Genomic DNA, 19,907 nt, shown 5'->3' with positions numbered 1-19,907 from the left:
CTGTCAGGCGATTTCCGCCAGCAACTGGCGCGCGGCCTTCCTCTGCTCGTCATCGCCGTGATCGATCACCTCGTTGAGGATGTCGCAGGCGGTGGCGATATCGCCCTGCTTGATATAAGCCAGCGCCTGGTTGAGCTGGGCCATATGCTCCGGGTTGCCTGCCAGGTGATCGATATCGCCCTGCAGCGCAGCAGTGGCATCAGCATCGCCGGCAAAAACGTCGAGGAAGTTGTCATCCAGCCCCGGCGCGTCATCGCTCAGCACCATTTCCATCTCACCGAAGGCGCTCAACTGCTCGTCTTCATGATGCAGCTCGAACACCTCCGGCAGCTCCTGCAGGTTGCTGGCGAACGACGGATCGAACTCCGGTTCTGCAGCAGCCTTGGGTTTGGCCTTGGCGGCAGCAGGGAAAGGGCTGACCAGATCCCAGTCGGCATCCAGCGACAGGTCGTCGAGGTTGAGCTGGAAATCAGGTTCAGTCGCAGGCGCTGCCGCCGGCTGCAGCGCAGCCACAGGCTCGGTCGGAGCCTGCTGACTCGCCAGCAGATCAGGATGACGCGCCTTCAGCGCATCGATGCGTGCGGTGTCGAACTCTTCGGCACGCAGCACGGCCTCCTCACGCGCAAAACCCGCCCCATCGCCCAACAGCGCCAGCACCTCCAGTAGACGGAAGCGCAGATCGCTGCGCTGCGGGTCCTGAGCCAGTGCCTTGCTCAGCTCACCACGCGCCTCGCTGACACGACCGTAGGCAATGTAGACATTGGCCGCCTCGAGCGGGTCGACCGGCCCTTGAGCACGTGCCGGGGCTGGCGTCGGGACAGCCTTGGCCACCGGAGCAGCATCAACGGGAACGGCAACCGCCGCGAGTTGCGGACGAGGCGGTTGCTGAGGTGGCTGCGCCTTTGGCTGGACCTGCACCACCGGTTTGGTTTTCTCGCCACGGCGCCGCACAGCCCAGAACAGCGCACCGAGCAATAGCAGAAGCCCAATACCACCGGCCACCAATGTCGACCACCAGCCACGCTCTGCGGGCGTCTGTTCGATACTGACCGGCGCGGCGGCAATGGGTTGGGTGACCGGCTCGGCCGGCGTACGCGCTGCAAGCTCAGCCAACTGAGCATCCTTCTGCGCCAATTGCTCCTGCAACTGCTGCAGTTGCACTTGCAGTTGCGCCAGCCCTTGTTGCAGTTGCAGGTTTTCCGCAGCCTGGTTGGCCAGCTCCAGATCGACCTGGCGCTGTTTCTCGGCCAACAGCTCCAGGCTTTCGGTTTGTTGCGGTGCGGACTCGAGGGCAGCCAGAGGTGCGCTTACAGGCCCTTCGGCAGTGTTTTCAGCGAGCGCAGGTGCGGCCTCGGCAGCGACCGGAGCAGCGGCCGGCTGAGTAGCCTCAGCACGAGCGGCATCCGGCAGCAGCAAGTCAGCGCCAGCCTGTAGACGACTTGGATCGCCGCCAGCAAAGGCATTCGGGTTGAGAGCAAGAATGCCTTCCATCAACGCCTGTTGAGACAACGTGCTGCCCTGCTCACGCAGACGCGCGGCGATGGACCAGAGGCTATCGCCACGGCTGACCTGATGACGGTGCCCAGCAGATGCACTCGGCGGCGTAACCGCTCTGATTGACGAGGCCGGTGCTGCGGTGCGGCTGGAGGGTTGCGATACGGCAACAGCGCTTGGCGCAGCTACAGCGGAATAAGCCGAAGAGCCAGGTGGATCGAGCAGAACCGTGTATTCACGCAGTAGCTGGCCGTTGGGACGCGCCACTTCGACGATAAAGTTCAGGTATGGCTCGCGCACCGGGCGGTTGGACACCACGCGAATCACGTTACGTGAACCCTGCAGAAGCGGCGTAAAACGCAGGTCGTTGAGAAAGTAGAAGCGCTCGACACCTGAACGGCTGAACACCTCGGCTGAGGCCAGACCGACACGCAGATCCTGCGCGCCCAGGTCGCCCAACTCGAGCAGCTCGATTTCCGCCTCGAAAGGCTGATTGAGCGCCGAATGCAGCGTGATTTCACCCAGACCGAGCGCTGGCGCCATTCCCGAATAGAGAGCGGACCCCGACGCCAAACCCAACATTAACTGACGCACCCGTGCCATGTGACCTCCAGGCTTATCCGGCTCGAACGCCACCTCCTCGACTTCCTGTCTGAGCTTCCCTTGGCCGGGAGGCTGGCGCCCTTGATAATTCCGAGAACGAGCGACAAGGTCCTTGTCGAGACCGCCTCGAATTGCATTATGGCTACTAATTCACAAAGTAGCGGCTTGGACGCCAGTTTGCCGACGAAAGCACAGTGCCATCAAGCTGAATCAGTCAAAAACTAGGCACAAAAAAACATCCAATCAAAAAATGATCGGTTTTTTGACGATCCAGGTAGTCACTTCATCAGGTTGCCGAGCACTCGAGCATGCACCTGCTGACAGCGGCGCAGATCATCCTCGTCGATACCGGCGAAGACCTCATGGCGCAGTTGGGTGGAAATCGCCTCGATCTTCTCGATCAGAGGCTGCGCATTCGGTTGCAACGCAATCTTCTTGGCACGGCGATCTTCGGGTACCGCCACACGAATCACCAGCCCCTGGCTTTCGAGGCTGTCGAGTAGACGCGCCAGAGTCGGCCCGTCTACGCCGCCGCTCTGCGCCAATTCACGCTGGGTCGGCATTTCGCTGAAACGCGCCAGGTGCAGCAGCACCAGCCAGCGAGCCTGGGACAAGCCGAGGCCCACCAGGCGCCTATCGAGTTCGGAACGCCAGGCACGGGAAAGCTGGGCAACCTGCATGGCAAAGCGATGTTGATCAGGATAAGACATGGGCAAGCGGACTCATACAAAGGTCAAAAACTAATTATTAGCCAGCTAGCCATAACCCGATGCACAGGGCAAGCGCAGATTGCGCCACGTGCATTGCAGAATGCGACCGACACCTTGCCCACGGCTCCAACTCAGACCGCAACCCTGTTACGCCCGAAAGCCTTTGCCTCGTATAGCGCTCGGTCGGCCTGTTCGTACAGCTGGCTCAATTCAGGTTGGCTATCGGAGCTCAGGCAAGCGATGCCGATGGACATGGTCAATACATCGGCGCTCCCAGAGCCGCGGTGAGCAATGCCCGCTTCCTCCAGCGAATGGCGTAAAGCCTCGGCGCGTAGCTTGGCTTCATCGGCGCTGATGTCGAACAACAACAGCGCGAACTCCTCACCGCCAAGCCGTACGCCCATATCCAGTGGTCGCCGCGCAGCCTGGTCGATCAGTGATCCGACACGCTGCAAAGCCGCATCGCCAGCCTGGTGGCCGTAGCGATCGTTGTACGCCTTGAAATGGTCGATGTCGCAGAGCAGCAGTGCCAGCGATATGCCCTCACGCTGCGCCTGGCGCCAGAGGCGCTCGAACTGCCGGTTGAAGCTGCGACGGTTGTGCAGCCCAGTAAGACTGTCATGGTGGGCAAGCAGATGCATCAGGCGGCTGATCAGAAAATGCTCGCGTGATTTGTATTCCAGGAGGTAGCAACCGACGGCGCCGATAAGATTACCGAACCCCAGGAACAGCAGGTTGTTGATCAATCGTGGAGCCGGCAGCCCTGCGGCCAATTCCGCCAGCACATAGGCGAGCAACACCACCAGAGAACAGGCAAGCGCCTCGCTCAAACGCAGGCCGACCAGAAAGTACGCCGCCATGCTCACCAGCAGCAGACCTTCATAGGGGTAGCCAGGGTCGGCGCGATGAGCGATACCGACAATCACCGTTGCCCCCACACCGAGCACGAGGATGCAGGTCATGCTCAGCGGTAACAGAAGATGGCTATGGCGCCGCCGCAGGATCAGGGTCGCGCAAACCAGCAGGATGACCAGCGCCACCAGGCGCACTGCGATCACCCAGCCCAGGTGCGATGCAGGCACCACCAACATGTCCAACACCGTCAGGGCCAGCCAGATGACCGTGGCGACGCAGAGCGCGATACGTTTGAGTTCGAAGCCGTCCTCAAGCATATGCGCACGATATTCACGCTCGAGAGCGCGGGAAAAACGCAACCGCCGAAACCCCAGGCTCAATTGCTCGGCATAAGGGCTCGGACGAACCTCGTCGTACCAGGCGTGATAGTCAGGCACCCTCACCTCGTTATCTGGCGGCCTGCCCACACCTTAGCCCTGCGATCGAAATGCCGCCAGAATCAGGCTGCCAGGTTTCACCGAGGACGCTTAGATCTCGAACTCGGCCTGCAGCGCCGCACGCACGCAGTAGAGCACCGCTTCGTCGACCCGCCCGGCGAATAGCGGGGCAATCTCGCTGACCGCCGGTAATTCGCCCTCGCCATCGAGGAAGGTCTCCTGAATCTCGCCCAACAGTTCCTCAGGAAGATCCAGCGCCTGCTCCAGGGTCAGTTGCTGCTGGGCGATTGCCTCGGCTAGCAGGCTGTAGACGTTCTTCTCGGTGCAACCCAACTGGCCGGCGATTTGCGTCGGGGTCATACCGGCGCGAGCCAGGCTGACCAGCTCATGACGCAGATCGGCCACCGGCGGTGGCGTGTCATCCGCGCTGCTGCCGTTGAGTACTTCCAGGAAGGCCTGGCCGTAGCGTTCCAGCTTGCGCGCACCGACGCCGCTGACCTCGGCCATTTCACTCAGCGAGCTGGGCTGGCTGCGCAACATTTCCAGCAACGTGGCATCAGGGAAGATCACGTACGGCGGTACGCTGTGCTCTTCGGCCAATTTACGACGCAGACTGCGTAGCGCCTCCCACATGTCCCGCTCATGGCCGCACACCAGTTGGCTGGCGGCGCTACTGGAGGCCTTGGCCGCCTGCGCCGGCTTGGGCTCGCGACGCAGTTGCAGGCTGACCTCACCACGCAGCAGCGGCCGGCAGGACTCAGTCAGGCGCAAACCGCCGAAACCGTCCAGATCGACATCGGCCAGGCCGCGTGCGACCAACTGGCGGAACAGGGTTCGCCACTCGACCTCGGAAAAGCCCTTGCCGACGCCGAACACTGCCAGGTGCTGATGACCGGCGGCGCGAATCTTCTCGTTGTCGCGGCCCAGCAGAATGTCCACCAGATGGCCGACGCCGTAGCGCTGGCCACTGCGGTACACCGCCGACAACGCCTGACGCGCCGGCTCGGTGGCATCCCAGGTCTCGACGCCGTCGATGCAGTTATCGCAATGCCCGCAAGGGTTGGGCAATTCTTCATCGAAGTAGGCCAGCAGCACCTGACGGCGGCAGCGTGTTTCCTCGCACAAGGCGAGCATGGCATCGAGCTTGTGCTGCTCGATGCGCTTGTGGCGCTCGTCGCCTTCGGAATTGTTGAGCATCTGCTTGAGGAAGATCACGTCCTGCAGGCCGTAAGCCATCCAGGCATCAGCCGGCAGACCGTCACGACCGGCGCGACCGGTCTCCTGGTAGTAGGCTTCCAGCGATTTGGGCAGATCGAGGTGACAGACGAAGCGCACGTTAGGCTTGTCGATGCCCATACCGAAAGCGATGGTGGCCACCATGATCAGGCCTTCCTCATTGAGGAAGCGCTTCTGATTGAAGGCACGCAATTCGTTGGGCAGGCCGGCGTGATAAGGCAAGGCCGGGAAGCCCTGACTGCTGAGAAAGTCGGCAACCTCCTCGACCTTCTTGCGCGACAGGCAATAGACGATGCCGGCATCGCCCTTGCGCGCTGCGAGAAAACCGAGCAGTTGCTTGCGCGGCTGATCCTTGGGCTGAATGCGATAGAAGATGTTCGGCCGATCGAAGCTCGACAGAAAGCGCTCAGCGTTGTCCAGATGCAGGCGCTGGACAATTTCCTCACGGGTACGTTTGTCCGCCGTGGCGGTCAGGGCGATACGCGGTACATTGGGAAACAGCTCAGCAAGCTGGCCGAGCTGCAGGTACTCAGGCCGGAAGTCGTGCCCCCACTGCGACACGCAATGCGCTTCGTCGATGGCAAACAGGGCGATATCCAGGCCCTGCAGGAAGCTCAGCATGCGCGGCTGCACCAGGCGCTCGGGCGCTAGGTAGAGCATCTTGATCTGCCCGCGACGTATACGGTCGGCGATCTCGCGCTGCTCGTCAGGGCTCAAAGTGGAATTCAGCGCCACAGCTGCCACACCCAACTCGTCGAGGGTGGCCACCTGATCGTCCATCAAGGCGATCAGCGGTGAAACCACCACCGCCAGGCCCTCGCGCATCAGTGCCGGCACCTGGAAGCATAGCGACTTGCCGCCACCGGTAGGCATCAACACCAAGGCGTCGCCGCCGCCGGCCACACGCTCGATGATCGCGGCCTGGTTGCCGCGAAAGGCGTCGTAGCCGAAAACGTCTTTGAGAATGCGCATGGCGTGATCGAGCATGAAGGCCTCCAAATCTAGCCGCGCATTATGCCGCAGGATCGCAGGTAACAGGGCGCCTACCCGTCCGAAGCTGTTGAATCGCCGTCAGTAGAGCACCCGCGCTGGTCGCAGAGGCAGCGGTGAACTAGCAGGTCGTTGAAAAACGTAGGCGACGACTGCATGGATGCAGGAGGTAGAGCGAAGCAGGAAGCCCGAGCCGAGGCAGCCAGTACAATACCGATGGCGGCCCCGCAAAAACAGGCGAAAAACGACCGGGGTCGCGTCCGACTTTACGAGTTGTAAATGAGCATTTGATTCGCTTCGCTCATCCCTACGGGGCCGCGCTGAAGCGCGTTCAGCCTTCGGCTGTGAGCCTGTTTTTAACGCAGCAATGGCAACGTAGGTAGTTTTTCAACAGCCTGCTAGAATCCTTCCTCGTTTATCCCCTAAGCCTCAAGGTAACCCCACGATGTCCTTCGCTGAGCAACTGTCCCGCCTGCAAGCCTTTCTCGATGCCGATGAGCTGCACGAAGAGGCGTTGGACTACGTGGCCGCCCATGGCTACCTGACAGCCCTGGCGATCTGCCCCGATCAGGTGCCAGACCGCGAGTGGATCGATGCGCTGTTCGCTGAGCCGCCGCACTACCGCAGCGACGCCGAACGCGAAGAGATCGAAAACACCCTGATCCACCTGAAGGCGCATATCTCCCGTCAGCTGGCTGGCGAAGAAGAGCCTGAACTGCCCTGCGACCTAGACCTCGGCGAAGAGCCGGACGACTCCGATCTGCGCGGCTGGTGCATCGGTTTCATGGAAGGCGTGTTCCTGCGTGAAGCGGTGTGGTTCGAAGATGCCGAAGACGAAGTCAGCGAGTTGCTGCTGCCGATCATGGTCGGCTCGGGGCTGTTCGACGAGCAGCAGGAATTTGCCGAGATCGCTCGCGACCGCGACCTGGTGGACAGCATGATCGACCAGATTCCCGAGCTGCTGACCGCCCTCTTCCTGCTGTGCCAGGCTCCGGAAGAAAAACCTGCGCTGCTCAAACCCCGCCACTGACTGTGCCAGCCGGGGCCCAGCCCCGGCTGCCGCCAAGACCCACACATGCCGCGTGATATCCAGCCAAGCCGCCACCGCAGTGTCCGCTACCTGCTGCTGAGCATCGGCTGGCTGAGCGTGGCCCTCGGAGTCATTGGCATTTTCCTGCCCGTACTGCCGACCACGCCGTTCCTGCTGCTAGCGGCGGCCTGCTTCGTACGCAGCTCACGGCGCTTCTACCTCTGGCTGGTCACCCACCCGCACCTGGGTCCATGGATTCGCGACTACCTGGAAGGCCAGGGCATCCCGCTCAAGGGCAAGATCTACGCCCTGGTGCTGATGTGGGCCAGCATCAGCTTTTCCTGCTATCTGGTGCCCATGCCCTGGGCGCGCGTATTCATGCTCAGCAGTGCGGTGCTGGTCAGCCTGTACATCCTCAAGCAGAAAACCCTGCCCAATCCCTGAGCGCTAAACGCATTCCAGATGCATTCGGGCTATTCGACAAACGCAGTGCGCCGCGCGCACCTCATTAGCGCCGGTGATTGCGGATGAAGACCTCTTCCCCCATCGCCGCGATCTGCCCTTCGATCAACGCATCGAAAGGCCTGAGCAATGCCTCGAAACCCCGTGGTGCCTCAAGCACATCCAGCGCTGCAACGATCGCCTCGATGGTCGACAGCGCCCCCTCTTCCGGTGCCTTGCGCAGACGGTAGCGCGACGGCGCCACTGCCCCCAGGCTCACACGCGGCAGTGCCGCCAGCGACGGGTTGAGATGCAGCAGCTTGCGCGCCTTGCGCCAGGTGCCATCGGGCACCACCAACAACAACGGTTTCTCGTCGGGCGCATAAGCGCTCAAGGCGACGGACTCTTCGCCGGGAAACAGCAGACAGGCTCGATAGTCACGCTGCGCGAGCAATTGCGGCAGATCATCGAACACCTCACCGACGCGCAACTCGGCGTTGCGCAAACCCAGCGCAGCCAGGCGAGCGGTATTGAGGGCATGACCGACCTCGCTCGGATGCTGCAGGATGAGCACACGAGTGCGACTCTCGAGGTCGGGAATCAGCGGACAGAGGCAATGGCTGAGCGGGCGCTGGCAGCGGGAACAGGTCGGACGAGGCATGCCGCGCAGTGTGCCAGAACGCCCTGCCAACGCGTAGTCCGGATGCAACCCGGAACATCGAAGCATGCCTCGGATGACATCCGACTACGGGTCAGCGATTGAAACGCTCCGCCAGGCTGTGCAGGTAATCGGCCATTTCCTCCAGCTCGCGGCTGATCGCCGCGCCCTGATGCGCCTGGCCGGCACTGTGATCGGAAAGCTGGGCGATACGGGTGATCTGCCGGCTGATGTCCTCGGCCACGTGGCTCTGCTCCTCGGAGGCGGCCGCCATCTGCTGGCTCATACCGGTGATACGCGTTACCGCCGAGCTGATGCCCTCCAGTGCATCGCGCACCGACTCCACGCTCTGCACGCTGCCACGGGAAATTTCCTCGCCCTTGCCCGCCGTCACCACGGCGCGCTCGGCTCCAGCACGCAGGTCAGCGATGATCTGGTGAATCTGCTCGGTGGACTGACGGGTACGCGATGCCAGCGAGCGCACTTCATCGGCGACCACAGCGAAACCGCGCCCCTGCTCCCCTGCCCTGGCCGCCTCGATGGCAGCGTTGAGCGCCAGCAGGTTGGTCTGCTCGGCAATCGAGGTGATCACGTCGGCAACGCTGCCGATCGACTGCGTGGAGTTGGCCAGTTCGTTGACCGCCTGACCAATATCGTTGACCGCCTTGGCCATCTGTCGCATCGAATCCAAGCTGCCGACAGCCAGATCGCGTCCCTCACGCGCCAGGCGATCCGCCTCTTCGGCGGCATGCGAGGTGTTCTGTACGTTGTGTGCGACTTCCTGAATGGTCGCCGCCATCTCGTTGATGGCGGTGGCCGACTGGTCTGTCTCGGCGCGCTGTTGATCGAGCATCTGTGCGCTGGATTGCGACAGTTCGGCCGATTGCGTCGCACGCTTCTTGACGTTCTCGCCTGCATCTTCCAGCCGCGTCAGTGCCGTCTGCAGTCGCGCCTCTTCGCTGATCATTGCCATGTCCAGCAAGGCCTGGGCACCGCGATTATCGCTGTAGGTCAGCGCCACCAGGCCGCTGGTAAAGGCTTTCGGATGCTCCGCCAGCGTGCGGCGAATCAGTTGCCGGGTCCGATACAGCTGGTAGGAGCCCAGCGCGAACAGCGTCAGCACGATAAACCCCATCAGCGCCCAGCCAGAAACCACCCAGTGCGCCGCAACAATCAGCAGCGACGCGGCGATCAGCGGCCAGGAGCGCACCAGGTCATAGGTCCAGTATTCCAACTTCGGCACGGGTGATTTTCCGGCCCGCAGCCGGGCATAGAGTGCTTCGGCACGACGCTTCTGGGCCTCGGTGGGCAATGAGCGCACCGACTCGTAGCCGGAAATTCTGCCGTTCTCATAGATGGGCGTGACGTAGGCGCTGACCCAGTAGAAGTCGCCGTTCTTCGAGCGGTTCTTGACGATGCCCATCCAGGGCTTGCCCTGCTTGATGGTGTCCCACATATGCCCGAATACGGCAGGCGGCATGTCCGGGTGGCGCACCAGGTTGTGCGGCTGGCCGATCAGTTCCTCGCGGGTGAAGCCGCTGATCTCGACGAAGGCATCGTTGCAGTAGGTGATCTTGCTGTTGAGGTCGGTGGTGGAAATCAGGCGTTCATCAGCGGGGAAGGTTCTTTCCCGCTGAGTCACGGGCAGGTTCTGGCGCATCGAGGCTTCCCTGTTCGAATTGAAGTTGGTACAGACGTATGAATAAGTACTAGCACAGCCTAATAACGGCGCCAGTCGTAGGCTCTAAGCCTTTCGGAGGAGAAAGGCGACCCTGTTTCAGATCTGATTCAGTTGCGCCTTGAGCAGGTCGCGAAAGGTCTGAATCAGCGGCTCGCGGGTACGTCCGCGACGCAGGATCAGCGAGAACGGGGCCTGGTAGCCGAAGGTGGCGGGCAACAGCACACGCAGCTTGCCCTGATCGACCCAGGGCTGAGCGTAATGCTCGGGCAGATAGCCTATGTAGGCGCCGGAAAGCACCAGAATCAGCTGTGCCTCCATCGACTCCACGGTGGCCGCGCTGTGCTTGAAGCCATGGCGCGCCAGCTCGGCCTGGCTCCAGTAGCCACGGCCCACCATGCGCTGCTGGGTGATCAACTCCTCAGGTATCCGCCGCTGCTCGAACAAGGCGTGTCGCTCGCTGCAATACAGCCAGTGCTGTTCACGGTAGAGCGGCTGATAGACCAGGCCGTTCATACGTGTGGAGAACGCACCGATGGCCAGATCCAGACGGTTGTCCAGCACCGCCAGTTGCAGCTCGTAGGGGCTCATCACCGACAGGTGCATGTGCACGCCTGGGTGTTCCTGGCTGTAGGCACCGATCACCTCGGCCAGCGGCAAGGCCGGGTCGCTGACGGTGGAGTCCAGCACACCGAGGTTGAGCGTGCCACGCAGCTCGCCCTTGAGCGCCGCCGAGTAACGCTCGAAGCCTTCCAGCTCGCCGAGCAGACGCAGGGTTTCCTGGTGGAAAAGCTCGCCCTTGCTGGTCAGGCTGAAGCCGCCACGGCCGCGATGGCAGAGCACGATGCCGAGCTGGCTCTCCAGTTGACTCATGTAGGTGCTGATGGCCGAGGTGGACAAGTTCAGTTCCTGCTGCGCAGCAGCGAAACCCTGATGACGCACCACGGCGACGAAGATCTTCAGCAGTTTCAGGTCGGGTAAAGCGAGGGACATGGCGGCGCACGGCAGAGGAACGGAACGCCAGTGTAGCGCCCTGCCCTGGCCTGGCACATCCAGCAAACGTAGCCCGGATGAAATCCGGGACAACAGCCAGCCTATTTCCCCTACAAGACTACACCGCCCTGCTCTAGGCACAGACCGACGAAACAACAGGTGCGCGCGGCGCACCCTACGCAGCGGCGCTAGCTTGGTACCCGAATGAAATCCGGGGCAGCGCAAGGCGTATCAATAGTTCAGCAATCACTGAACTAAGTTTTTGTTCGATGCGATTTAACCCATTCGCAGGCTGAGCCAACAATGCTGACATAACCAGGCGCCGACTCGAATCGGCCGCCACCGGGCGCCACACCACGCCCCTTGCCAATCTGCCGCTGACCTTCGCCCTCTCCAGGAGACGGCCATGCGACTGGAAATCTTCCGCACCCTCTGGGGTTACCGCGGCAGTTGGCAGCAAGCGCTCGACGAAGCGCTCGGTGCCGGCTTCGACGGCATCGAAGCGCGCATCCCCGAGACCGCCGCGCAGCGCGCCATCAATGCCCGTCTGCTGCGCGAGCAGAACGTCCCCTATATCGCCACCCTGTTCACCTCCACCCCGGTGCTGCCACGTCAGAGCGACAGCCCGCAGGTGCACCTCGAAGACCTGCGCATGAAGCTCGACTGGGCCGCCGAACTCGGCCCGCGCCTGGTCAACGTGCTACCCGGCAACGATCGCTGGGCGCTGAGTGAACAGGTCGACTTCTTCGCCCACGCCGCCGAGCTGGCCTCGGCCGGCGGCCTGCACGTGTGCTTCGAAATTCATCGCGGCCGCTCGCTGTACAGCCCCTGGGTCACCCTCGACGTGATTCGCCAGGTGCCCGAACTGCGCTTCACCAGCGACATCAGCCACTGGCTGGTGACCTGCGAGCGCCTGCTCGACGATCCCGCAGACGACCTTTCCGCCTTTATCGAGCGGGTCGACCACATCCAGGCCCGCGTGGGCTACGACCAGGGCCCGCAGGTGCCGCACCCCGGCGCCCCGGAGTATGCCGAGGTACTGGCCTTTCACCAGCGCCACTGGGAAAGCATCTGGAGCAGCCAGGAAAAGCGCGGCCTGCAGACCACCACCATGACCCCCGAATTCGGCCCGGACGGCTACCTGCACCACCTGCCCTTCACCGACGTGCCGGTGGCCGACCTGTGGCAGCTCAATCAGTGGATGGCGCGCTGCGAGCGCCAGCACTTCCACCGTTTCACCAGTCGCTGAGGAGCCGTGATGAACAACAACGCCAAGTATTTCACCGAAATCCCCGTGGTCGACATCGCCGGCCTGTTCAGCAGTGATCCGGCCGCACGTCTGGCCGTGGCCGAGAATCTGGGCCGCGCCGCCCGCGAGGTAGGCTTTCTGTATATCAGCGGCCACGGCATCGAGCAGGCGCTGATCGACGGTCTGCACCGCGCCGCCGAGGACTACTTCGCCCAGCCGCTGGACACCAAGATGCGCCACTACATCGGCGCCTCGGCCAGCCACAAGGGCTTCGTGCCCGAGGGCGAGGAGCGCTACGGCACCGGCAAGCCGGATCAAAAGGAAGCCTTCGACATCGGCTTCGAAGTCCCCGCCAACAACCCGCTGGTGCTGGCCGGCACGCCGCTGCTGGGGCTCAACGACTGGCCCACCCTGCCCGGTTTCAAGGAGGCGGTGCAGGCCTACTACGCGCGCATTTTCCAGCTTGGCCGCACGCTGTTTCGCGGCTTCGCCCTGGCTCTCGGCGTGCCGGAGAACACCTTCGACGAGATGGCCAACTTCCCGCCGTCGAAGCTGCGCCTGATCCACTACCCCTTCGATGGCGACGCCCAGGACGCCCCCGGCATCGGCGCCCACACCGACTACGAGTGCTTCACCATCCTGCTTGCCGACCGCCCCGGGCTGGAGGTGATGAACGACCTCGGCCAGTGGATCGACGCCCCGCCGCGCGAAGGCACCTTCGTCGTCAACATCGGCGACATGCTCGAAGTGATGAGCGCCGGCACCTTCGTCGCCACCTCGCACCGCGTGCGCAAGGTCAGCCAGGAGCGCTACTCCTTCCCCTTCTTCTATGCCTGCGACTACCACACGCAGATCCGCCCGCTGCCGCAGTTCGAAGCCACCGGCCAGCGCTACGAGGCCATCAGCATCGGCGAGCACATGTGGAGCCAGGCGCTGCAGACCTACCAATACCTGAAGAAGCGCGTCGAGGACGGCCAGTTGCAGCTACCCGAACGCGCCCGCGCACCGTCCAGCTTCGGCCACCTGAAGCACCAACCGAGTGCACTTTGACTTTCCCCTAAGTAGCCCTCTGCCAATAGAAAACCTGATCCGGAGATAAGCACAATGGCAACCCGTACCCCGCTGCGCACTACCGCCCTGGCCCTCGCTTGCACCCTGGCCGGCCTGTTCACCAACGCCCACGCTGCCGAAACGCCCAAGACCCTCGCCAGCGGCGAGTTGAAGGTGGGCATGGAGATTTCCTACCCACCGTTCGAATACTACGAAGGCGACAAGGTGCTCGGCTTCGACCCGGAGGTTTCCGCAGCGCTGGCCAAGCGTCTGGGCCTTGAGGCGAGCTTCAGCGACATCAGCTTCCCTAACCTGATCCTTGGCCTCGACGCCGGCCGTTTCGACACCATCATCTCCGGCATGTACATCCTCCCCGAGCGCCTGGAGAAAGCCGACGCCATCCCCTACGCCAAGACTGGCGCGGCGATCATGGTGCGCAGCGACGCCGAGAAGAAACCGGCGACCCCCGAAGATCTGTGCGGCCTGACCGTCGGCCTGCAACAGGGCACCTCGTGGGTTCCGGCACTGCAGAAAGTCTCCGACGGCTACTGCAAGGAGCAAGGCGCCGGCGCCATCACCATCAACCAGTACCCGACCACCGCCGAAACCACCCAGGCGCTGCTTTCCGGCCATATCCAGGCGCACCTGGAAATCGACGCTGCCTCGCTGCGCATCGTCGAACGCGCCAAGGGCCGCATCTCCATCAGTTCCAAGGGCTCGATCTATCCGCAGGTGCTGGGCATCTACGTGAAAAAGGGCAATGCCCAGTTGCTCGACGCGCTGAAGGCCGCGCTGGACGAGTTCAAGGCCAGCGGCGAGTACAGCGAGCTGCTGAAGAAATACAACCTGGAAGAAGCCTGAGTCAAATCCGTGGGCGAGTGATAGCGCCCAGGTATGACCGCTTCATCCCACAGGCCGGTCCTTGATCCGGCCTGCCCCTTTTCGGCTTGAGTCACAGGTGCCCCATATGCCGTTCGAATGGAGCTATTTCTTCTCCCTGTTTTCCATGCCGGCCTTCTGGGCGGCGTGCTGGACGGTGGTGAAACTCAGCAGTCTGGCCTGGCTGCTCGGCCTGGTGCTGGGCTTCGGTTTGGCCAGTGCCAAGCAAGCCGCCAATCGCTGGCTCAGCGCGCCAGCCGCGATCTACGTATGGTTCTTTCGCAGCGTGCCGCTGCTGGTGCTGCTGATCTTCGTCTACAACCTGCCGCAACTGATGCCGGCCAGCGGCAAGGTACTGTCCAATCCGTTCTACGCCGGTCTGTTCGCCCTGGTACTCACAGAAGCGGCATACATGGCCGAAATCCACCGTGGTGGCTTGTTGTCGGTGGCCAAAGGGCAGCGCGAAGCCGCCCGTGCCCTGGGTATTGGCCGGCTTGGCACCCAGCGGCTGATCGTCGTACCGCAGGCCTTTCGCATCGCCCTACCGACCCTGACCAACGAGTACGTGACCATCGTCAAGCTGACCTCGCTGGTCTCGGTGATCTCCCTCAGCGAACTGCTGCTGGTTGGCCAGCGCCTTTACGCGCAGAACTTCCTGGTGCTGGAAACCCTCGGCGCCGTGGCCGTGTACTACGTGCTGATCGTCAGCCTGTTCGGCTGGGGTCTGCAGTACCTGGAGCGCCACCTCGACCTTGGCCGGCGCAAGCCGGGCACCCTCGGCGATGCCCAGGTGGCCAAGCTGCGCAGCGGCCTGCCACAGGTGGCGACCGGCAACGCCCGGGTTCGTGAGCCAGGTACACCGGCGGCGCTGTACCTGAGCAACATCCACAAGCACTACGGCGACCACCATGTGCTCAAGGGCATCGACCTGAGCGTGCAACCTGGCGAGGTGATCTCCATCATCGGCCCGTCCGGCTCCGGCAAGACCTCGTTGATCCGCACTGTCAACGGCCTGGAAAGCATCGACGAAGGCGAGATCGTGCTGTTCGGCGAGAGTTTCATCCAGGCCGGCGACCGCCCCGAGAATCGCCGCCAGCGCGAAGGCGTGCGGCGCATCGGCATGGTGTTCCAGAGTTTCAACCTGTTCCCCCACCGCACCATCGTCGACAACGTCCTGCTCGCGCCGCGCTACCACGGCCTGGGTGATAGCGCCGAACTGCGTCGCCAGGCCCTCGCGCTGCTGGACAAGGTCGGCCTGCTGGTCCACGCCGACAAGTACCCGCACCAGCTCTCCGGCGGCCAACAGCAGCGCGTGGCCATCGCCCGCGCCCTGGCCATGCAGCCGGACATCATGCTGTTCGACGAGCCCACTTCGGCGCTCGACCCGGAACTGGTGGGCGACGTGCTCGCGGTGATCCGCGACCTGGCGCGCGAAGGCATGACCATGCTGATCGTCACCCACGAGATGGACTTCGCCCTGTCGATATCCGACCGCGTGCTGTTCATGGAAGACGGTCATGTCCAGCTCGACGCCTCACCTGCCGCCATCCACCACGGCAACCACCAGCGCGTACGCCGCTTCATCGGCCTGGAGAACGCATGAACGACATCACTACCCTGCGCCACGACCTGGCCGCGGCCTACCGCCTGGCCGCCCTGTTCGGCTGGGACGACACCCTCTACACGCACTTTTCCGTGCGCCTGCCGGGTGACGGCGAGCCGCGCTTTCTGATCAACCCGTTCGGCCTGTTCTTCGAAGAGATTCGTGCCAGCGACCTGATCGTGGTGGACATGCACGGCAAGGTGGTCGAGGGTAATGCCGACTACAACGTCGCCGGTTTCACCATCCACAGCGCCGTGCACATGGCCCGCGACGACGCCCACTGCGTGATCCACACCCATACCCTGGCCGGCATGGCGGTGGCCGCGCAGGATGACGGCCTGCTGCAGCTCAACCAGATCAGCACCGAGTTTCACCAGCGCCTGGGCTACCACGCTTACGAGGGCGTGGCACTGGATCTGGACGAACGTGCGCGCATCCAGGCCTCGCTGGGCGACAACATCGCCCTGCTGCTGCGCCACCATGGCCTGCTCAGCGTCGGCGCCAGCGTCGCCGATGCCTTCTACGTCATGTATTACCTGAACCGCGCCTGCGAGATCCAGCTCGCCGCCACCAGTGGTGGCCAGCCCTGCAGCGAGATTCCGGCGCACCTGGCGCAGCACGCCTGCGAGCAGTTGCAGGGCGCGCAATGGCAGCGCCAGCTGCTCTGGCAGGCCTGGCTACGCAGGCTCGATCGCCTCGATCCCAGCTACCGCGACTGACGCGCACGCCACGCCACACCTTATGAACCGGGGCTTACAGCCTTACTTCAAACAATCCTGAAGTAAGTTTTTGCCCCAGCCGATTTTTCCCAGCGCCTGGCCGGCCAAGAATCCGGCCACAACCAGAACGAGCCTGAGGCCCACCCATGGACAAGACCTTCCACCAGCCCCTGGGCGGCAATGAAATGCCCCGCTTCGGCGGCATCGCCACCATGATGCGCCTGCCCCACATCCAGAGCACCGAGGAAAAACGCCAGCTCGACGCCGCCTTCGTCGGCGTGCCGCTGGACATCGGCACCTCACTACGCTCCGGCACTCGCTTCGGCCCACGTGAGATCCGCGCCCAGTCGGTGATGATCCGCCCGTACAACATGGCCACCGGTGCCGCTCCTTTCGACTCGCTCAACGTGGCCGATATCGGCGACGTGGCGATCAACACCTTCAACCTGCTCGACGCCGTGCGCATCATCGAAGAGGCCTACGACGAGATCGTCGAACTCGGCATCAAACCGCTGACCCTGGGTGGCGATCACACCATCACCCTTCCGATCCTGCGTGCCCTGCACAAGAAGTACGGCAAGATCGGCCTGGTGCACGTCGATGCCCACGCCGATGTGAACGACCATATGTTCGGTGAGAAGATCGCCCACGGCACCACCTTCCGCCGCGCCCAGGAAGAAGGTCTGCTGGATAGCCAGCGCGTGGTGCAGATCGGCCTGCGCGCCCAGGGCTACACCGCCGAGGACTTCAACTGGAGCCGCAAGCAGGGCTTTCGCGTGGTGCAGGCCGAAGAGTGCTGGCACCAGTCGCTGGCACCGCTGATGGCCGAAGTGCGCGAAAAGGTCGGCGGCGGCCCGGTGTACCTGTCGTTCGACATCGACGGCATCGACCCGGCCTGGGCGCCCGGCACTGGCACCCCGGAGATCGGCGGCCTGACCACCATCCAGGCGATGGAGATCATCCGTGGTTGCCAGGGCCTGGACCTGATCGGTGGCGACCTGGTCGAGGTCTCGCCGCCCTACGACACCACCGGCAACACCTCGTTGCTCGGCGCCAACCTGCTCTACGAAATGCTCTGCGTGCTGCCTGGGGTTCAGCGTCGCTGACCCACGGTTTTTTTATACCCGCACGGGTGTCCATCGCGGCACCCGGCACGTTCATACAACAAGAATTAGGGTGCCCTGATGAATCGTGACGAAGCCATACCGCTGCTGGATGACCAGCCGCCGACCGATACCTCCTACAGCATGCGTCAGTTACTGATCTTCCTGATCCCCTCGCTGCTCGGCGTGCTGCTGTTTCTCACCCCCATCGTCTATGAAGAGAAGGTGACCATCGGCCTCGGCGTGATGGCCGATGCGCTCAAGGCCGCGGTCAACGACCATCTGCCGGCTATCGCCACCGCACTGCTGATCCTCTCGGCCATGCTGGGCGTGCTCGGCAGCCTGCTCAAGCCGCGCTGGGTCACCGAGCGGCGTGCACTCAACGATCTGTTCAACCTACACCCGCTATGGCTCGGCCTGCGCGTGCTCGGCGCGCTGTTCGCCGCCATGACCTTCTGGCAGTTCGGCCCGGAATGGATATGGAGCGCCAACACCGGCGGCGTGGTGCTGAAAGACCTGGCGCCGGTGCTGATCACCTTCTTCCTGGTCGCCGGCCTGATCCTGCCGCTGCTTACCGACTACGGTCTGATGGAGTTCATCGGCACCATCGTGCGCAATGTGTTTCGCAAGATTTTCGGTCTACCCGGGCGCTCGGCCATCGACGCCATCGCCAGTTGGCTCGGCTCCGGCACCGTTGGTGTGCTGATCACCGCGCAGCAGTACCAGAAAGGTTTCTACAGCGCCCGCGAAGCGGCAGTGATCGCGACCAACTTCTCCATCGCCTCGATCGCCTTCAGCCTGCTGATCACCAGCTTCATGAAAATCGATCACCTGTTCGTGCCCTTCTACCTGACGGTGGTGGTCGCCGGCCTCTCCGCCGCGATCATCACCCCGCGCATTCCGCCGCTGTCGTGGAAGAAGGACGACTACGTCGCCGGCGTCGGCAAGCAGATCCAGGAAGACGTGCCGGCCGGCACCTCGCTGCTGCGCTGGGGCCTGCTGCAAGCCGTCCAGCGCGCCAATGCCAACCCCTCGCCTGCGCAGATGGTGAAGATCGGCGTGCACAACGTGGTCGATATCTGGCTGGGGCTGCTGCCGCTGGTCATGGCCATCGGCACCGTTTCCCTGGCGATCGCCGAGTTCACGCCGATCTTCAACTGGCTGTCCTACCCCTTCGTGCCCCTGCTCGAAGCCCTGCAATTGCCGGAAGCGGCCAAGGCGGCACCGGCCATGCTGGTGGGTTTCGCCGACATGTTCCTGCCGGCGGTCCTGGGCAAGGGCATCGAAAGCGAGCTGACCCGCTTCGTGGTCGCCTGTGTGTCGCTGACCCAGCTGATCTACATGTCCGAAGTCGGCGTGCTGATCCTCAAGGCCAAGCTGCCGCTGAACCTGCTGGAGCTGTTCGTCATCTTCATCATCCGCACCCTGATCACCCTGCCGATCATCGCGCTGATGGCGCACTGGATCGTCGGCTGACGTCGACACAAGGACCTGACCATGACCACCTGCGGCGAATTTCTCGTCAAGCAACTCGAAGCCTGGGGCGTTGACACCGTGTTCGGCATACCCGGCGTACATACCGTGGAGCTCTACCGTGGCCTGCCGCACAGCGGCATCCGCCATGTCACCCCGCGCCACGAACAGGGCGCCGGCTTCATGGCCGACGGCTACGCGCGCGTCTCGGGCAAGCCTGGCGTGTGCTTCATCATCACCGGGCCGGGGATGACCAACATCCTCACCGCCATGGGCCAGGCCTACGCCGATTCCATCCCCATGCTGGTGATCTCCAGCGTCAACGAGCGCGCGCGCCTCGGCCTGGGCAAGGGCTATCTGCACGAGCTGCCCAACCAGCGCGCCATGACCGCCGGCGTCACCGCCTTCAGCCATACCCTGATGAGCGTCGAGGAGCTGCCCGCCGTGCTGGCCCGCGCCTTCGCCGTGTTCGAGGGCGCGCGGCCGCGCCCGGTGCATATCGAGTTGCCGTTGGACATCATCACCGCCGACGCCACGCATATGGCCGTGGCACCACGGCCGACCGTGCGCCGCCCGGCACCGAATCGCACGCTGATCCGCGAAGCCGCCGGGCGGCGCCAGCCGGCCGCACGCCCGCGGGGGCGGGGCGGGGGGGGGGGGGGGGCGGCCGCGGGCGCGGGGCGCGGGGGGGGCCGCGGCCGGGGGG

Annotated in this window: 16 protein-coding genes and 2 pseudogenes; 10 read left to right on the top strand and 8 right to left on the bottom strand. The window is 63.4% G+C overall.

All coding sequences use genetic code 11. From position 1 onward, the window contains the following. Positions 1-3: 3 nt before the first annotated feature. From EGJ86_RS13410 to recQ, 4 genes are all read right to left on the bottom strand, one after another. On the bottom strand, positions 4-2,037 hold the full coding sequence (locus EGJ86_RS13410; RefSeq protein WP_125835421.1) for a FimV/HubP family polar landmark protein: 2,034 nt from the start codon (positions 2,035-2,037) through the stop codon (positions 4-6). Between the two features lie 338 nt (positions 2,038-2,375). Continuing rightward, on the bottom strand, positions 2,376-2,807 hold the full coding sequence (locus tag EGJ86_RS13405) for a MarR family transcriptional regulator (RefSeq protein WP_125835420.1): 432 nt from the start codon (positions 2,805-2,807) through the stop codon (positions 2,376-2,378). A 131-nt stretch (positions 2,808-2,938) separates the two neighbouring features. Then, the gene (locus EGJ86_RS13400; protein ID WP_125835419.1) at positions 2,939-4,099 is read right to left on the bottom strand and encodes a diguanylate cyclase; all 1,161 of its coding nucleotides are present in this window, start codon (positions 4,097-4,099) and stop codon (positions 2,939-2,941) included. 90 nt (positions 4,100-4,189) lie between these two features. Continuing rightward, complete coding sequence (gene recQ, locus EGJ86_RS13395; RefSeq protein WP_125835418.1) at positions 4,190-6,322, bottom strand: DNA helicase RecQ; 2,133 nt, start codon at positions 6,320-6,322, stop codon at positions 4,190-4,192. Positions 6,323-6,770: 448 nt separating this feature from the next. Between recQ and EGJ86_RS13390 the strand changes: the two genes are divergently transcribed. Together EGJ86_RS13390 and EGJ86_RS13385 are read left to right on the top strand one after the other, a co-directional pair. Next, positions 6,771-7,355: a YecA family protein gene (locus EGJ86_RS13390; protein ID WP_125835417.1), complete on the top strand. Its 585-nt coding sequence runs from the start codon at positions 6,771-6,773 to the stop codon at positions 7,353-7,355. Positions 7,356-7,400: 45 nt separating this feature from the next. Continuing rightward, complete coding sequence (locus tag EGJ86_RS13385; protein ID WP_099525335.1) at positions 7,401-7,799, top strand: YbaN family protein; 399 nt, start codon at positions 7,401-7,403, stop codon at positions 7,797-7,799. Positions 7,800-7,863: 64 nt separating this feature from the next. Here EGJ86_RS13385 and EGJ86_RS13380 read toward each other — a convergent pair whose 3' ends face one another. The 4 genes and pseudogenes from EGJ86_RS13380 to EGJ86_RS13370 form a co-directional block, all read right to left on the bottom strand. Next, complete coding sequence (locus EGJ86_RS13380) at positions 7,864-8,457, bottom strand: tRNA-uridine aminocarboxypropyltransferase (protein WP_125835416.1); 594 nt, start codon at positions 8,455-8,457, stop codon at positions 7,864-7,866. A gap of 91 nt (positions 8,458-8,548) precedes the next feature. After that, positions 8,549-9,589 carry a methyl-accepting chemotaxis protein gene (locus EGJ86_RS13375; protein WP_372237969.1) on the bottom strand — a complete coding sequence of 347 codons (1,041 nt, stop codon included), beginning with the start codon at positions 9,587-9,589 and terminating at the stop codon, positions 8,549-8,551. Positions 9,590-9,832: 243 nt separating this feature from the next. Next, a pseudogene (locus EGJ86_RS25640) lies at positions 9,833-10,114 on the bottom strand (PAS domain-containing protein); the annotation flags it as partial. A gap of 117 nt (positions 10,115-10,231) precedes the next feature. Further along, positions 10,232-11,125, bottom strand: coding sequence for a LysR family transcriptional regulator (locus EGJ86_RS13370; RefSeq protein ID WP_125835414.1), 894 nt, complete (start codon positions 11,123-11,125; stop codon positions 10,232-10,234). A gap of 406 nt (positions 11,126-11,531) precedes the next feature. Between EGJ86_RS13370 and EGJ86_RS13365 the strand changes: the two genes are divergently transcribed. The 8 genes and pseudogenes from EGJ86_RS13365 to EGJ86_RS13330 all read left to right on the top strand — a co-directional run. Continuing rightward, on the top strand, positions 11,532-12,374 hold the full coding sequence (locus EGJ86_RS13365) for a sugar phosphate isomerase/epimerase (RefSeq protein ID WP_125835413.1): 843 nt from the start codon (positions 11,532-11,534) through the stop codon (positions 12,372-12,374). Between the two features lie 9 nt (positions 12,375-12,383). Next, positions 12,384-13,424: an isopenicillin N synthase family oxygenase gene (locus tag EGJ86_RS13360; protein ID WP_125835412.1), complete on the top strand. Its 1,041-nt coding sequence runs from the start codon at positions 12,384-12,386 to the stop codon at positions 13,422-13,424. Positions 13,425-13,478: 54 nt separating this feature from the next. Next, entirely contained in the window at positions 13,479-14,285 is an 807-nt protein-coding gene (locus EGJ86_RS13355; RefSeq protein ID WP_125835411.1) for an ABC transporter substrate-binding protein, read from the top strand. A gap of 106 nt (positions 14,286-14,391) precedes the next feature. Then, positions 14,392-15,906 carry an amino acid ABC transporter permease/ATP-binding protein gene (locus EGJ86_RS13350; protein ID WP_125835410.1) on the top strand — a complete coding sequence of 505 codons (1,515 nt, stop codon included), beginning with the start codon at positions 14,392-14,394 and terminating at the stop codon, positions 15,904-15,906. After that, positions 15,903-16,625 (top strand): class II aldolase/adducin family protein, encoded by a 723-nt coding sequence (locus tag EGJ86_RS13345; protein ID WP_125835409.1) that lies wholly within the window; start codon positions 15,903-15,905, stop codon positions 16,623-16,625. Before EGJ86_RS13350 ends, EGJ86_RS13345 begins: the two co-directional genes overlap by 4 nt. 146 nt (positions 16,626-16,771) lie before the next feature. Continuing rightward, positions 16,772-17,731, top strand: coding sequence for an agmatinase (gene speB / locus EGJ86_RS13340; protein WP_125835408.1), 960 nt, complete (start codon positions 16,772-16,774; stop codon positions 17,729-17,731). Positions 17,732-17,809: 78 nt separating this feature from the next. Continuing rightward, positions 17,810-19,204, top strand: coding sequence for a YjiH family protein (locus EGJ86_RS13335; protein ID WP_125835407.1), 1,395 nt, complete (start codon positions 17,810-17,812; stop codon positions 19,202-19,204). A gap of 21 nt (positions 19,205-19,225) precedes the next feature. Then, a pseudogene (locus tag EGJ86_RS13330) lies at positions 19,226-19,907 on the top strand (thiamine pyrophosphate-binding protein); the annotation flags it as partial.

Source organism: Pseudomonas sp. o96-267, from assembly GCF_003935465.1.
Classification (GTDB): Bacteria; Pseudomonadota; Gammaproteobacteria; order Pseudomonadales; family Pseudomonadaceae; genus Aquipseudomonas; species Aquipseudomonas sediminis.
This window is presented reverse-complemented; position numbering and strand designations above follow the sequence as displayed.

What these genes read in the sequence shown, in the direction of transcription:
- EGJ86_RS13355 (WP_125835411.1), top strand. Translation starts at nt 13,479, where the DNA reads ATGGCAACCCGTACCCCGCTGCGCACTACCGCCCTGGCCCTCGCTTGC.
- EGJ86_RS13405 (WP_125835420.1), bottom strand. Translation starts at nt 2,807, where the DNA reads ATGTCTTATCCTGATCAACATCGCTTTGCCATGCAGGTTGCCCAGCTT.
- EGJ86_RS13335 (WP_125835407.1), top strand. Translation starts at nt 17,810, where the DNA reads ATGAATCGTGACGAAGCCATACCGCTGCTGGATGACCAGCCGCCGACC.
- EGJ86_RS13380 (WP_125835416.1), bottom strand. Translation starts at nt 8,457, where the DNA reads ATGCCTCGTCCGACCTGTTCCCGCTGCCAGCGCCCGCTCAGCCATTGC.
- EGJ86_RS13350 (WP_125835410.1), top strand. Translation starts at nt 14,392, where the DNA reads ATGCCGTTCGAATGGAGCTATTTCTTCTCCCTGTTTTCCATGCCGGCC.
- recQ (WP_125835418.1), bottom strand. Translation starts at nt 6,322, where the DNA reads ATGCTCGATCACGCCATGCGCATTCTCAAAGACGTTTTCGGCTACGAC.
- EGJ86_RS13385 (WP_099525335.1), top strand. Translation starts at nt 7,401, where the DNA reads ATGCCGCGTGATATCCAGCCAAGCCGCCACCGCAGTGTCCGCTACCTG.
- EGJ86_RS13370 (WP_125835414.1), bottom strand. Translation starts at nt 11,125, where the DNA reads ATGTCCCTCGCTTTACCCGACCTGAAACTGCTGAAGATCTTCGTCGCC.
- EGJ86_RS13345 (WP_125835409.1), top strand. Translation starts at nt 15,903, where the DNA reads ATGAACGACATCACTACCCTGCGCCACGACCTGGCCGCGGCCTACCGC.
- EGJ86_RS13365 (WP_125835413.1), top strand. Translation starts at nt 11,532, where the DNA reads ATGCGACTGGAAATCTTCCGCACCCTCTGGGGTTACCGCGGCAGTTGG.
- EGJ86_RS13360 (WP_125835412.1), top strand. Translation starts at nt 12,384, where the DNA reads ATGAACAACAACGCCAAGTATTTCACCGAAATCCCCGTGGTCGACATC.
- EGJ86_RS13375 (WP_372237969.1), bottom strand. Translation starts at nt 9,589, where the DNA reads ATGGGGTTTATCGTGCTGACGCTGTTCGCGCTGGGCTCCTACCAGCTG.
- EGJ86_RS13410 (WP_125835421.1), bottom strand. Translation starts at nt 2,037, where the DNA reads ATGGCGCCAGCGCTCGGTCTGGGTGAAATCACGCTGCATTCGGCGCTC.
- EGJ86_RS13390 (WP_125835417.1), top strand. Translation starts at nt 6,771, where the DNA reads ATGTCCTTCGCTGAGCAACTGTCCCGCCTGCAAGCCTTTCTCGATGCC.
- speB (WP_125835408.1), top strand. Translation starts at nt 16,772, where the DNA reads ATGGACAAGACCTTCCACCAGCCCCTGGGCGGCAATGAAATGCCCCGC.